At 45.7% G+C, this 15,457-nt stretch carries 10 protein-coding genes; 6 read left to right on the forward strand and 4 right to left on the reverse strand.

From position 1 onward, the window contains the following. Positions 1–82 precede the first annotated feature (82 nt). Entirely contained in the window at positions 83–1,687 is a 1,605-nt protein-coding gene (locus tag C9I98_RS02465; RefSeq protein ID WP_036826516.1) for a sulfatase family protein, read from the reverse strand. 26 nt (positions 1,688–1,713) lie between these two features. Continuing rightward, positions 1,714–2,949 (reverse strand): anaerobic sulfatase maturase, encoded by a 1,236-nt coding sequence (locus C9I98_RS02470; protein WP_036826519.1) that lies wholly within the window; start codon positions 2,947–2,949, stop codon positions 1,714–1,716. Between the two features lie 343 nt (positions 2,950–3,292). On the opposite strand from C9I98_RS02470, the gene C9I98_RS26770 reads away from it, so the two are divergent. From C9I98_RS26770 to C9I98_RS02480, 3 genes are all read left to right on the forward strand, one after another. After that, a complete protein-coding gene (locus C9I98_RS26770; protein WP_245907069.1) occupies positions 3,293–3,799 on the forward strand; it encodes a chondroitinase family protein in 507 nt (168 codons plus the stop codon). 8 nt (positions 3,800–3,807) lie between these two features. Then, positions 3,808–6,336: a chondroitinase family polysaccharide lyase gene (locus C9I98_RS02475; protein ID WP_245907070.1), complete on the forward strand. Its 2,529-nt coding sequence runs from the start codon at positions 3,808–3,810 to the stop codon at positions 6,334–6,336. Between the two features lie 203 nt (positions 6,337–6,539). Continuing rightward, positions 6,540–7,175: an alternative oxidase gene (locus C9I98_RS02480; protein WP_107271530.1), complete on the forward strand. Its 636-nt coding sequence runs from the start codon at positions 6,540–6,542 to the stop codon at positions 7,173–7,175. Between the two features lie 65 nt (positions 7,176–7,240). Here the strand turns inward: C9I98_RS02480 and C9I98_RS02485 are convergent, their stop codons facing one another. Further along, complete coding sequence (locus C9I98_RS02485; RefSeq protein WP_036818155.1) at positions 7,241–8,272, reverse strand: LacI family DNA-binding transcriptional regulator; 1,032 nt, start codon at positions 8,270–8,272, stop codon at positions 7,241–7,243. 199 nt (positions 8,273–8,471) lie between these two features. Here C9I98_RS02485 and C9I98_RS02490 point away from each other — a divergent pair, with 199 nt between their 5' ends. Genes C9I98_RS02490 through gluP form a run of 3 tightly spaced genes read left to right on the forward strand, consistent with a single transcriptional unit; the run spans position 8,472 to position 12,933 of the window. Continuing rightward, positions 8,472–10,280 (forward strand): glycoside hydrolase family 36 protein, encoded by a 1,809-nt coding sequence (locus tag C9I98_RS02490; RefSeq protein ID WP_036818157.1) that lies wholly within the window; start codon positions 8,472–8,474, stop codon positions 10,278–10,280. A 20-nt stretch (positions 10,281–10,300) separates the two neighbouring features. After that, on the forward strand, positions 10,301–11,668 hold the full coding sequence (gene melB, locus C9I98_RS02495; protein ID WP_036818159.1) for a melibiose:sodium transporter MelB: 1,368 nt from the start codon (positions 10,301–10,303) through the stop codon (positions 11,666–11,668). A gap of 56 nt (positions 11,669–11,724) precedes the next feature. Then, positions 11,725–12,933 carry a glucose/galactose MFS transporter gene (gene gluP, locus C9I98_RS02500; RefSeq protein ID WP_107271531.1) on the forward strand — a complete coding sequence of 403 codons (1,209 nt, stop codon included), beginning with the start codon at positions 11,725–11,727 and terminating at the stop codon, positions 12,931–12,933. Positions 12,934–13,024: 91 nt separating this feature from the next. Here gluP and C9I98_RS02505 read toward each other — a convergent pair whose 3' ends face one another. After that, positions 13,025–15,457 (reverse strand): polysaccharide lyase 8 family protein, encoded by a 2,433-nt coding sequence (locus tag C9I98_RS02505; protein ID WP_036825317.1) that lies wholly within the window; start codon positions 15,455–15,457, stop codon positions 13,025–13,027.

Here is a 15,457-nt window from a genome sequence, read left to right on the forward strand (position 1 = left end):
GCTTGGATGTGATTGTTTTTTGCATAAGATTCGGCTCAAAAGAAAACGAAAGGCCTCCGAAGAGGCCTAATAAGATGGAAAGTTATTTAGCAGAGTCAGTGATGATCTCGTAGCGGTCCTGTCCCCATGCCAAAGGCGCAGGCTTGTCTTTAACCCAGTTGTAAAATGCTGCTTTTAGCTCTTTCACTTTTTCTGGGTGCTTATCTGCTAGGTTGATAGACTCGGCGGGATCTTCTGCATAGTGGTATAGCTCATACTCTGCGTTGCCGTCATCGTAGTAGTGCAGCGACCAGCTCTGATCCTTGATCGCCCACTCACCTTTCGAGTGGCGCTCAATGTATGGGCTTGGAATGAACTCGCCTTCCTCGTAGGTGATCCACTTCCAGTAATGGTTCCAGAAGTCGGCACTCTCTGGTGAGTAGTGCAATGCACGCGGGCCTGCCCAGTACAGGTACTTATGCGGTTCTTGTTGTTCACCCATGAACAACGGCATGATGTTTTGGCCATTCACTTTCATTTCTTCAGGAATATCAATACCCGCCGCATTCAACGCCGTCGGTAAGATATCCATCGCCGAGATCATGGTGTTATTCACTTGGCCTTCAGGTAGTTGCCCCTTCCAGTGAACAACAAACGGCACATGCACACCGCCGCGGTAGCGTGTTCCCTTGAACGCACGATCCATGCCGTTCATTGGCATCGGCGACTCAAATACCGCACCGTTATCCGATAGGAAGAAAATCAGGGTGTTTTCATATTCCCCCATTTCTTTTAGCTTATCGATGATTTGGCCAATGCCTTCATCCGATGCATTCACGTGGGCATAGTATTTATCGACTTCAACATTCCCGGTGTTGAACTTATCCATGTATTTCGCAGGCGCTGGTTGCTCAAGCGGAATATGCGGCACGCTGTAAGCCAAATTCACGAAAAATGGCTTATCTTCCTCATTGGCTTGTTCAATGAACTTAACGGTTTCATCCGTCAGGTTATGGGTGATGTAACCCGGTGCTGGGACATTTTCGCCATTGCGGAAAATGGCCGGTGAGTTGTACAAGGCAACCCCTGATGCGTAATAGCTGTAGGAGTAGTCAAAACCACGCTCTTCAGCACCAAAACCTTCGCCGGCAAACGGAATTTCATTTTCATGATAATCACGGGTGCGATTTTCTTCCGGCACCAGCTGCTTGGTCACGCGAGCATTGTGCCACTTACCAATATTTGCCGTCGCATAGCCATTTTCGGTAAACAACTCAGGCAACAGTTTGATATCTAACGGGATACCTAGCTTCGCATCATCGTTACTGTAGGTACCAAAGCTATGCGGATTTCGACCTGTCATCATTCCCGCCCGTGAAGGGCCACATACCGGTGTTGCCACATAGGCATTGGTCATGCGTATGCCTTCATTTGCCAACTTGGTAATGGTCGGCATTGAACGTTTCGCCGCATCGTACAATTTATCAAAGTCACCATCGTAACGAGCCGGCACAGGGCGTTTAACTAGCTCAGCCTTGTTGATATCGTCCATTGCAAAGTCAAGTTGGGCGGTACCTAAATCATCCATCACAATCAATAGCACATTTGGCTGTTCTACTTTCTCGGCGGCGACAGATACCGTTGGGGCAGCGCAGGCAGCGGCGACAAAGCCGGCCAATATCGTCTTCTTGGCTGAGGACAGTTTCATTATTCACTCCTTGTTATGTAGGGATATTAGGCCGGCATACCGGCCAATAGAGGCATTACATTCGCAGCATGGCCGCCACGTTGTATTTCTTGCGCCATTAAATGCATCGCAGGTGCGGTATGGCGGAAAATCTGTTGGTAGGATGCACAAAGGTAATTGTGCTTATGGCGCTCATCAGCCACGGTCTCGATTCGGTGTTTTGGGCAACCGCCAAAACACAAAGCATGGAAGTCGCACTGCTGGCAGCGCTGGGTGAGCTTGGCTGATTTCGCACTGCCAAACCGACGCTGCTGCTTGCTGGTCGCCAAGGTGGCAATGTTGGTTTGGCTGATATTACCGAGCTTATTGGCGGGGTAAACATAATGGTCGCACGAATAGACATCACCGTTGGCTTCAATCACCATAGCCTGGCCACACTCGCGAGATTGAACGCATACCGACGCTGGATACCCAAGCCAAGTGGCCAAGATGCTGTCGAACATGCGTACGAAAACCTGGCCAACATCTTCTTTGATCCACTCATCAAAAACATCCGCCATGAAGCGCCCATAGCCATGAGCGGGCACCGAGAATGGCGCTAACTCCAACTCTTCGCTGGCGCCAGCGGGAACATAGTGTCCCTTTTGGATACTCTGGCATTGGGGCTGTAGCTCGACAATTGGAATAAACTGCAAGTGCTGCGAGCCCAGCGCCTTGAGCGCCCGGTAGGTTTCCCGGCCTTGGTGCCAGTTCTGATCGTTGATAACCGTAAGGGTGTTGAACTCAACCCCATGACTTTTTAACAACTCTATGGCGTGCTTTACCCGCTCAAAGGTAGGGCGGCCATTGACCGAAATACGGTACTTGTCATGCACTTCGGCAATACCGTCAATCGATACTCCAATTAAAAATTGGTGTTCGGCAAAGAACTCGGCCCACTGCTTATTGATTGCAATCGCATTGGTTTGAAAACTGTTGGTGATGCGCTTCCCTTCGGCATATTGCTGCTGGTATTTAACAACTTGCTTATAAAAGTCCAGCCCAGCAAGGGTTGGCTCTCCCCCCTGCCATGCAAAGTCGATCTCATCACTGTCTTGCGAGCGAATATAATCACGCACGTAGCGTTTAAGCGTACCATCGCCCATATAGTTCGTTCGTGGGTCTGTTGCAGGCGAGAAGGTGTCTTCTTTTTCAAGGTAGAAACAATAGTCGCACTTCAAATTACAGTGAAAACTGGTTGGCTTCGCCATCATATGAAAACGGGCTTTGTGTGCAGGGCTCATTGCTTACCTTTACGTTTACGAAGAACTACGAAAGATGATATGAAAGCAAACGAAAAATAATAGTGACAGGCATCACAAGCCATGAAGAAGATATACAGCTAGAAAGTGTTTAAGTTAAAAACTTTGATAAAGAACCAACTCGAAACAATTAATACGCAACAAATGAAAATTCGAAAGAAAAAACACTCAAACACACTTTCACTAGTGAGTTTAAGCCCACAAACAATAAGATAATAATTGTCAGCAGCCTTCGATATAAAACAGTGTGAACATGGTCAACAACCCTTTATTTCATTTTCGATAGCCTTCACTGAAAAAACAAACACAACCAAAAGGTAAATAAATGAAATATGGTATTCTAACTTTAAGCATCATGCTGGCCTTAACGGGCTGTAATTCCAATCAAAATAATGAGGAAGGAAAAGCGAATGAGCCTGGTGGATATATGTACTTCTTTGAAGATGGTATTCCACAAACAATATCCACTAACAGTCCGCATGCTTTAGCTATATCTAACCAACAATCCAAAGATGGCGACCACTCATTACAATGGCAGTTTGAATCAACAAACACACTGAAATTTAGTAATGACATTGGTTACAGCGCTGATGAAGACCCAGCAACTCCCTTAACCTTCATGGCTTGGGTATATAACTCGACCCCAATCAATGACTCACTGCGTTTTTCTTTCAAAACCAACGAGCAAGAAAATGTATTTTTCCAATATTCCCTTAACTTTACCGGCTGGCGAGGTATCGCGGTTCCATTTAGGGATATGAACGGTGCACCGGCGGAAAGCATGAACCAGCTCAAATTACTTCTCCTAGCACTGCCGGTACCATTTTATTAGACCAAGTAATGATGGCTGTGCCCGTCGATAATCGTTGGCCGACCCCAGACTACCAGCAACCGTTTGTAAACCCGGATATTCCAACATCGGCAAATAAGCATTGGAGTGCTGTGCTGATGTATGACCAAATGCTTCGAGAAGAAAACCCGAATTTTAATTTCGAAGTAGAATTTGATGATACAAGTGGTGAGACAGCCACATTGTATTCAAATTTCGACCAGCATCTGGGAGTGAAGCCCAATAGCGTTATAAGCCAAGAAAAAATTGACCAAAACCTTGCTAAATACCAACCATTTAAAATCCAAACTCTCGCCGATGGCAGTATTTCGGGAGAGCCACTAGACCACCCCAATAGACAGAAATTTTTAAAAACAGGCATTCTCAACGAGCATACTGAAGAAATGCTTCTGGATACCCAACAAGTAAGGGATCTCGGCAAGGCCATGCTAGAGACGGCGAAGTTTCTTCGTACCAACTCACTCTCGTCTGAAAACAGGCATGCATTGGAAAGTGCGTTTATAGACGCCACTCAATACGCGATTTCTCAAGGTTTTACTAACGGCTCTGGCTACCAAATTGTCTCCCACCTTGGCTACCAAACTCGTGAGCTATTTGATTCGCTTTTCATCATGAGACAGCTGATCAGTGAGCACGGTTTACTAAAAGAATCCCAGCAATTAATGATGTGGTTTAACGCATCAGGCCGTATTTATGAGAAAGATGAAGACATCATCGATTCAAATGTCGATATCTTAAATACCCAATTACAATGGATGGTAAAAAGCTTCCTGCTGCTACCCGATCATAATGAACGTGTGGCCATGTTAAACCAGCTACAACAGTGGTTAAGCCAAACCCTTCTTACATCAGATGGACTAGGCGGCGGCTTCAAACCTGATGGTTCCACTTTCCATCACTCTCAGCATTATCCAGCCTATGGCAAAGATGCATTTAATGGCTTATCCGCAACAATATTTGGTCTTGGTGGAAGCCCTTATCAAATTACGCAACCGGCACATGAATACACTAAAGATGCATTGCTGAAAATGCGTATTTACACCAAAGAAATGGTAACGCCGATAGTGCTCAGTGGACGCCATCCTACAGGTGAACAAAAAATATCCGCAACACCTTACAAATGGATGGCACTTGCAGGATCACCATCAGGCGACTCAATAGACCAAGAGTTAGCTGCCGCGTATGCAAATTTGGCAAAGATGCCAGAATTTGAAGAGATTCCAGCAGAAGATGAGCCAGTTGGTGTTTGGGCTATGAATTACTCGTCAACGGCTATATCAAGGGGAACCAGCTTCCAGGATCCTTCACTTTCATGGTTAGCGATGGCCAGGGGCTTCAGCCGATACCTGGTTGGCAATGAAACTTATGAAGCGAACAACCTATATGGTCGCTACTTGCAATACGGCCAACTTGAATTGACACCATCGGATCTAAGCAAGCGACCCTTTAGCCATGATGGGTGGGATTGGAACCGCTTCCCTGGTACCACCACCATTCATTTGCCCAATGACGAGCTAAAGGCAACACTGTCTCAGTTACCAGCCGCTGGTATCGAAGAAATGCTGCTATCGACAGAAAGCTATTCGGGTGCCAATGCATTGGGAGACGATAATGCTATGTTCGCGATGAAGTTACATGGACATAAGAAATATGAGCAACAAAGCCTAAGAGCCAGAAAGTCTTATTTTTTCTTTGACGATACCATCGTCGCGCTTGGTTCTGGCGTTGTAAATAACGAAAGTCGCTACCCAACAGAAACCACCTTGTTTCAGCATAGTGTGCCTAACCTTGAGCCTATTGAAATCAATAACTCACCAGAAAACCAACTAGGCACAGATACGACTTTCTCTAGCGACACCAAGTTCAAAGATCCCGCTGGCAACTTGTATTTTGTTCAAGTTAAAGGGGATGAAACCATCCGTTTCCTATACCAAGACCAACATTCAAATGCACAAAATGATGGCAGTCCAACACAGGGGCAATTCGCAACAGCCCTGATTAACCATGGCATCGCCCCTGAGGATAGCCAATATGAATATGCCGTTCGTGTAGAACCGGCAGATGAGATTGAACCTAACTACACCGTCATTCAGCATGACAATAAAGTGCATGCCGTAAGGGGGGGCTCAGGCGTCGAGAGTTTTGCATTTTTTGAAGCCGCAACTACGACAGGGACTCACGTTTTAGCAGCCGATACCCCCTCCCAGGTGATGACTCAAATCACAAATGGCCGAAACTTATCACTGAGTATCGTGAACCCAGATTTAGCGATATATACAGGAACAGATCCGGATCAGGTTGATGAAAACGGGGAGCAAGTTGAAGTAAGTATCTATAGCAGACCATGGCGCTATAGCTTATCTCAACCCGTCCAAACCACTATCACGGTGAAAGGTCATTGGCAGCTTAATCAACCAGGTAGCCAAGCAACAATCAGACATACAGGAGAAAATACAGAGGTCACGGTAAAAACTACCCATGCAACACCTGAAAGGTTAAGCCTGACCCCATCTACATAAATTAATACTCAAAGGGCAAAGCTAGGTTAGCTTTGCCCGACAGCACTCAACAAAAAAGGATAGCTTTACAACTGACATAGCCGGTTACCGACTTCTCCAGAAACTCACTGATAAACACAGTCAGTTACAAGATTTTTTTATATGTTGTAGAAATATTTGAGTTTCAATTATTAAAACACATATAAACTCTAAGGAGAATAGTCATGTCTAACTTTAAGCTCACACACAGGACTGCAACATCGATATCCGAACGCATTGCCTATCGTATCACCCAACTACTTAAGCTGGCCCTGAACGTGTTCTATGGTAAAAAATACGCCAAAAGAGCCGTCATTCTTGAAACCATCGCGGCAGTGCCGGGCATGGTGGCAGGCATGTTCAACCATCTAAAATCGCTACGCAGAATGAAAGATGACGAAGGCTGGATAAGGCAGCTGCTCGACGAGGCTGAAAACGAGCGTATGCATTTGATGATCTTTTTAGATATCGCCAAGCCAAGCTGGGTAGAAAGACTGCTGGTGTTACTGGGGCAAGGAGTATTCATCCTTGTTTATAGCGTTATCTATTTGCTGTCTTCTAGAATTGCGCATCGCGTTGTGGGCTATTTTGAGGAAGAAGCCTGTAAAAGCTACTCTGAATACCTCGATAAAATCGATGCCGGCGAAGTAGAAAACACACCCGCGCCAGACATCGCCATTAGTTACTATAAGCTGCCAGCCAATGCGAAGCTAAGGGACGTAATTTTACGTATCCGCGAAGATGAAGCAGGCCACCGGGATAGAAACCACGGCTTTGCTGACGCTTACGAAAGCAAAACCTTACCCGCTCATCAAAACTAAGACTTAAGCGAGCCTCAATGCCCCCAATGTGAGAGAGAAATATTGGGGGCTTTCACAACCAACGACTATTGCATACTAGAATCACGAACAATAAGTTCTGTATTCACGCAAACCTTCACGGCCTTTTCTGGTTTAAGCAAAGACTCAACCGTGTCATTTGCCATCTGCTGATAATCAATTGCCACCGAGGAAAGGCTTGGGTTCTGGTAATCGTTGAATGCGATATTTTCAAAGCCGATCAGCCCAATACCATCTAGTCGATTGCTATCAATCTCCCTCATCTTGCCAATAAAGCCATGAGCAATAGCGTCTGATGCGCAAACCAAGGCATCAATTTCCGATAATTCAACAAATCGATTGACTGCCAGCGAGCCAAGTTTTTCAGAATAGCCACAACCGATCACAACAGGGGTCATTCCGTACTCTGTCGCTGCTCGTTTATAACCGTCTTCTCGGCTCCTTGCCGATAGCTTAGTTTCGTCGCCGCCGATAAACGCGATATGGGAAAACCCATTCTCTGCCAAATGCTTAGCTGCGCGATAAGCACCACCTTCATCATCAGTCGTGACATTGATTGCGGCATGCTCTTGCGACACATTCCTGTCTATCGAAGCAATGTTGTAGCCTGACTCAACCAAGTTATCGATAAACAATGAATTATCAGTGAGTCCAACAAAAACGGCTGCGCATATGGACTTTGAATTGAAGTTGTCCCTGATCCTAGATTCGACTTCAGCAGCATCTTCATCTTCATGGATCATTTCCACCAACAGCGAATGGTCATGCTGCTTTGTAGCCATGATGAAATTAGAGACAACCCCCATCATATAAGCAGAATCAAGATTATTCATATGACCATCAGCGGTATCATTCGACGTGGTATGTATATATAACGCGATGACTTTTTGCGGAATCCCCTTTAGAACCGACGCAAAACGGTTTGGCTTGTAATTATGGTCAGATATCGCATCGAGAACCTTTTTTCGGGTCTTTTCCGGAATATCAGGGTAATTATTGATGACTTTAGAGACGGTGCTTCTTGAAACCCCAGCAATTTTCGCAATCTCACTACTATTGATGTTTCTATTACTGCTCATGGTCGATCTTTTTGTGAAGTGTGCCAGTAGAATACCGAATTTACCCCCTATTTAAAATTCAAATTATCGGATTGATCACAAAACACGAACAGCTGTTAGTGATAACCTCAAGCCCAACGAACAGCTGTTCGTATATTTTTGAGATGTTACGAACAGCTGTTCTAAGAAGAATATTTAAATCCAATAACGAAGGTTCTCAATGAGCAAGCAATTTAGTGTAGAAAATTTCAAAGTCACTTTCGAGTGTGCCTCCCCAGCAGAAAACCTGAGCTGCGAAGTCTCACACCAACAGAGCGATGATGCTATTTTCATCAACCTCTCGATAAAATCGGATACCCCTATTGTGTTTCCCGAATGCAAACTAGATGTCTCATTTCCATTTGATGACTTGCACTCACTGTGGACACCTTGCTTACACGGCCACCCCAAATCGCTTCGAAACAAGGGGATTCCTGAAATCTGGACTAGTTTCTCCAGCCATATTAGCCATGTATCACCCGTTGGTTGTTTCTATAACCTCAACGGTGACAACAAGGTCGCTTTTGCATTTTCTGACATGAAGAACATTGTGAAAGTCCAAGCTGGTGCATACGAAGAAGACAAAGCCGCAAAAATCATCATGAGCCTTTTCACTATCAAGGCTGAGCCGATGACAGAGTACACCGCGACACTCCGACTGGATAAAAGCCCGGTTGGGTACCATGAAGCGATAGCAAGAATGACCCAGTGGCATGAAAGCCTGCTCGAAAACGGCCAAATGCCTGTTCCACCAGCAGCATTAGAACCTGTCTATTCAACCTGGTATTCATTCCACCAAAACCTTGATCAAAAGGAAATTGAAGATCAATGCGAGATCGCCGCTAGCCTAGGGTGCAAAACCATTATCTTGGATGATGGTTGGCAAACAGACGACAACAACCGCGGCTACATGTTCTGTGGCGATTGGGATGTATCTAACAAGCGGTTCCCTGATATGGCTGAGCATGTGGCGAAAGTGCAGTCGATGGGAATGAAATACATGCTTTGGCTCAGCGTTCCCTTCGTTGGCAAGGGCTGCAAGGTGTGGGATGAATTCAAAGACAACTTACTGTTCTACAGCGAGCAAAATGCCACCGGCACCTTGGATCCTAGATACCCGAAAGTTAGGGAATTCCTTGTCTCAACCTACTGTCGAGTGGTTTCAGACTATGGCCTAGATGGCCTTAAGCTTGATTTTATCGATGAATTCGATATGACCTACGCCACGGGCCAAGCGCTATTACCCGATCCAACAAGAGACACCGAATCACTGCCTGAAGCCGTTGACCGCTTGATGATGAGCATTCGACAAGAGCTGACCAAACTAAAAAGCGACATCCTAATCGAGTTCAGGCAGCGTTACATCGGTTCGATGATCCGCAAATACGGTAACATTTTCCGCGTACATGACTGCCCGCACGACTCTATTACCAACCGTGCAGGCATCATGGATCTGCGCTTATTTTCCGGAGACACTGCTATCCACTCAGATATGTTCATTTGGTCAGAGTCTGAGGCCGTTGAAAGTGCCAGCTTGCAGTTCATCAATACATTATTTTCTGTCCCGCAAATATCACCCAACCTGAAAACATTGCCGCAAGAACACTTGGCAATGACCAAGCATTGGCTGTCTTTCTGGAATGACAACAAGCAAGTTTTGCTAAACGGGAAACTCAGCTCTCGCTACCCAGAAATGCAATACCCGATCATCGAATCAACGTTGGGCAACGTGAAGATCATGTCTGTACACGCCGACATGGTTTGCGATGTCTTCACCGATGGCGAAGAGAAAATCACCATCGTCAACGGCGCAATGGAGGAATCTCTGACCCTACGTTGTGACGAGCCTATCAAGGTTGAACTTTCGGTTTATGACTGCCTAGGGAAAAAGGTTAGTTATATCACCAACCATACCGTTGAGAAGCTAAGCACCATCATTGTTCCAAAGTCTGGATACGTCACCTTAGACGCAATAGCAGCTGATAAATAACGATAAGGAATCGGTACATTATGAGTAATGCATTAACAAAGAAAGTAGATTTAGGCACCAAAATTAGCTTTGGTCTCGGTGGTTTTGGCAAAGACTTTGGCCTGAACGTGATCAACGTTTTTTTATTTTTTTACTACACCGACGTAGTTGGTGTTTCAGCGGCATTCATTGGTACAGTTTTCTTAATCGCACGTATTTGGGATACCGTCAATGACCCGATGCTCGGTTTCATTGTTGCCAAGACCAAATCCAAATGGGGGCGCTATAAACCATGGATCCTGATTGGTAACATTCTCAATGCTGTTACCATTGTTGCGCTGTTTTCCGCCCACCTGTTCGAAGGGACGGCACAGCTTGTCTTCATCGCTACGACGTACATCTTGTGGGGTATGACCTATACCATGCTGGATGCCCCTTTCTGGTCGCTTGTTCCGACGATCACGCTGGATAAAACCGAGCGCGAAGGCTTGATGCCATACCCTCGCTTGTGTGCAACAGCTGCAAGCTATCTAGCAGGTGGTGCCGGCGTTTATCTGGTCAAGATACTTGGCGGGGGTGATGACGGTCAGGGCTATATGATGTTTGGCGTTATTGCGGCAGTGCTAGCTGTAGCCAGTGCGGTTATCACCTGTATTTGGACTAAACAGAACTTTGAGGAAGATCCAAAAGCTGCCGACACATTTAATATCGCAGCGGCACGCAGGGCCATATTCAAGAACGAACAGTTCCTTGCCCTTGTCATCATGTCGTTGTTCTATAACGTCGCGGTTAACTTCATGGGTGGCCTCAACCTGTACTACTTCACGTACGTGCTAGGGGACGCAAAATTGTTTGCGAAATCCATGTTGTTTGGCGGCATTGTTGGCGTAGGCTCATTGATTGTATTCAAACCACTGGTAATGAAAGTCGGCCGAAAAGCCCTATTCAATGTGGCATTGATCCTCCCGCTGCTTGCTGCAATTACCCTGTATTTTGCAGCTGGCGTGTCGGCAGATCTCAAAATGGTTCTTGCTAGCCTAGCGGGCATTTTCCACGGCCTATCTTCCGCGATGTTCTGGCTGATCCTGCTGATCATGGTTGCCGATACTGTCGATTACGGCGACGCCAAAAACGACGTTCGCTCCGAAAGTATTCTGTATTCGGTCAACACCCTAGTCTGTAAATGTTCCGGTGCACTAACAGGTTTCCTTGTCGGTATTTCGCTAACGGCAATTAACTACATACCAAACCAAGAACAAACAGCTGAAACACTCACAGGGCTACAGTTTATTTATGTTGCCCCTGCTTTCCTCTGCCTGATTGCTTATTTTATCTACAACAGAAAATATAAGTTGAATGGCACCGAGCTAGACAATGTCCAAGAAAACTTGAAGCTGAAATACAGCTAGCAAATAACCGGAAACGAGCAAGCCTCTTCGGAGGCTTTTTTTATGAAGGCGACACAATGAAAACCAAATCAATTACCGCATTATCGTTATTGAGTTGCGTATTTTTCTTCTGGGGGTTTTTAACCGCCATAAACACGGTATTGGTTCCCTATGCCAAGGAAGCATTCGGGCTTTCAATTACACAGTCGATGCTGATCCAAACGGTCTTTTTCTCAAGCCCTCTTCTCGTATGCTTGCCAACTGTCAGGCTAATACGACGAGTTGGTTATAAACTGGCCTTGCTTAGTGGGCTGGGGGCCATTTCAATCGGTGCGCTAAGTATCATACCTGCCTTATACATTGAGTCTTTTTTAGCACTGCTTGGGGCTATCTTGGTCATTGCTAGCGGTGTGGCAATGTTGCAGGTAATCGCAAACCCTTACGTTGTCGCCATTGGGCCAGTAGAGTCAGCTTCCCAGCGCCTAACCTTTGCTTCTTCAATCAATTCGCTAGGTACAACCGTTGGGCCATATATTGGTGCTTATGCGCTATTCTCTTCATCGTCATTCGAGCTTCCCACAGTTATGTATCTCGCGGTTGCATCTGCCATCATCCTTGTCGCATTGGCGATAGCAACAATGAATATGGATGAACCGAAAGTTAACCAACAGCCAATAGAAGAGGAAAGTGCTGGTAATATTCTGGCTCACCGCCATTTAGTTTTCGGTATTGTGGCAATTTTTTGCTATACGGGAGCTGAAACAAGCATTGGTAGCTTCTTGGTCAGCTATTTAACCAATTACGCCGGGTATCCGCAGATGGCAGCAGCCAAAATGGTGACGCTTTATTGGGGCGGAGCCATGATTGGCAGAATTATCGGCAGCTTGATTTTCGGCAAGCTCAATCCGCGTAAGATATTGGCGAGTAACACAGTACTTGCCATATTAGTTACCCTCACAGCAATGCTGAAGCCTGGCTCTGCAAGCGCAATCGCTTTAGTTGCCTTAGGTTTATTAAACTCAATCATGTATCCGGTTATCTTCTCGTTGGCACTAGCCAAAGTTGGTCATCTTAAAGAACGCGCATCAGGCATGTTGGTAATGGCAGGTGCAGGTGGTGCTATTGTGCCTCTGATACAGACCTATATTTCCGAAACAACCAATATGGCGCATTCGTTTTTAATTCCGGCCGGTTGCTATCTGTTTATTTTAATTTATTCCGCCCTCCTCTATCGCCCGAAAGCAAAACCAGAAGGCAATAGACAAGCGATTTCTAACCTAGTTTGATTGAAGTTTAAATCCCAGATAACAATAACTCGGCGACTAAAATGAATCAGCCGCCGAGTTATACATAGCAATTACATCAGTTCAGTAAACGTTATTTCACCGTAAATTGGTAACTCATACCTTGCAAGCCGGAAACATCAACCACAAACTCGGTACCTGATTGCTGCTGCACCCGTCCTTGAGGGTCGGACTTTATCTGGGCTCCATGACCAAGCTTAAAGCGAACAAAGGTTTGAGTTTGCAATGGATCAGTTACAGCAACTTGCAGCTCATCATCCTCGCCACCTTGAAGCATAATCGCCATGGGGCTGTATGTGGTGAGCAATGGGCTAATAACCACTTCCTGCTCACTCCATACGTTAGCTGCCAGTAACTCCAGCGAGTGATCAAAAATTGCGTGGGCTTGATGATCATTATGCAAAATATCTAGCTGTGGATTTTCCGAAAATTGTTCCAAACTCTGACTATTTGCATTTGGCAACAATACATAAGCGTAACTATTTTGTTCACTCTCATGCTTCTGCTCGGCTGAAATAAACGTCGCAGATGCCTCCCCATCCCGGGTACCGATATCTGACCAGTCGCCTAATCGCTGCTCACGTTTCAACTCTATATCAGTAGGGGATAGGAAAACATAACTTAAGTCGCTACCTGCTAGCTCAGCATTGCGGATACTTAAGCTCAACACATTCTCCAAACTGCCCTGGCTATTTTCCCACAGCTCACCATTGACATAGATATTCGTAAGCCCTTCGTCAGAGACCTTGCGGTTAGCAATAACGGTTGATAATCCAGCACCAATAGAAGACTGAATATCGGAGCCTAACATCACTACTCCATCATCCAACATAAACCAGGATTTTTTTGCCGTTAGCGTTTCATCCCAGTTATAGAAGTCCATTCCGGCAACACCGTAATCACCTAATTTCAGGGTACCAACCCAATCCATATCAGCTTTACGACCGCCTTTAATTTCGTTGCGCTGGCCTTCACATTCCTGCATCTGCTGATCATCAACCGTTGTGCCTTCCAACTTATAGCTATCAACGACTGGCCAAAAATCAGTGTAATGCCCTAGTTGGGTATTGTAGAGGTAAGTCATACCATCACCGGTATACCATCCCTTGCGGTTTTCCTCATTCATACACTCATAGTTACCTAAACGGCTAGAGTGCATTGCAACACTGAATAACCAACCATCCCTGCGATGAATAGCCCGTTCCATGGATGGATAGCTGTAGTGGCCAATCAACTCGCCACGATCAGGAATGGTATCGTCATTCACTAGCGCGACCGATTTCTGGTAGTTCACAACATTACTGGTTGAAGAAAAGAAATCTTGGAAGGTATCTTCATTAATTAAAGTTTTGAGCATAGATTCTAGGCGAGATTTATCTTCCGGGGTTGCCCCATCTATGTAATGCAGTATCGAGCGCATAACTTGGTGACCAACATCATGGCCTTGCTCCTGCGGCCTCGAAATAGCACGCCCATTAACAAACTCAAGCATTGTCCCTTTGTACAATAGTGGTTCGAAGCTCTTGTAAATAATCGGGTAAATTTCTTGTAGCGCGGGATCCGTTGCTTCCCATGGCGAGCCTGCCACTAAGTTAAGCTGAAGCCCTAGCCCATTCAGCAGTACATTGCCGTATGTTCCGTTATAAGCAATATCATAATGCTGTAAAAATGAACCATCGTGGTAGAAACCATCACTGGTTGTCACATACTCCAATACAGGAGGTAATGCGGCTATGGCTTCTTCAATTTCAGCAGCATTATTTCCAAGCACCCCACGCAATAGCACTACATGGGTATTATCCGTTCTATTACCACCAGTCGATTCCCTATAATTCGGGTTGGTTGACCACGCGGCACCAGGACCTGCACCTAAATGCGTTGCTTCAGGTGTAAAGTAATCGGTCGCATCCAAATGATTCGTCACCAAAGATTGCGGTACGTCGTCATAGATTAAACTCAGAATATTATGAACATCACGCGGGGTGCCTAACTCCCAGTTCCACCAATTTCCCCACTCTTTTGCGCCCACTTTATAATAATGGGTATTAAGAAAATCCATACCGTCAACAATTGCCGCCAGAAGGTCGGGATCATTCTGATACTGACCATCTCTCAAACGGTAGGCTTTTGCCATCGTAAAAATACGCTGGTAAGACGCCCGAATATTTTGTCCGAGAACTGCACGTCCTTCCTCTGTACTTTCATTCAACCATAAATCATCCCACAGGCTTTCACGGTCGACATTGGTATTCATCGCCTGCCACTGGCTATAGGCATTGTTGTTAGTACTGACCACCATCTGATTTAGCCTATCATCGAAAGGGATATCAGGATCGCCAAGATAGTTTTCGGCCCAACGAATTCTTAATTCCTGAAAGTCGTGCTGGATCGCGCCAGTTAGTTCTGTTCGGCTTTGTGAGTTAGTGCCAGCTGTTGTTGCCCATACGGGCAATGAAGCCATTGCTAATGCTGCTGTAATTGAAACAACTAAGGGGAGCGTTCTCAT

Origin of the sequence: Photobacterium sanctipauli (genome assembly GCF_003026495.1) — a bacterium.
Classification (GTDB): Bacteria; Pseudomonadota; Gammaproteobacteria; order Enterobacterales; family Vibrionaceae; genus Photobacterium; species Photobacterium sanctipauli.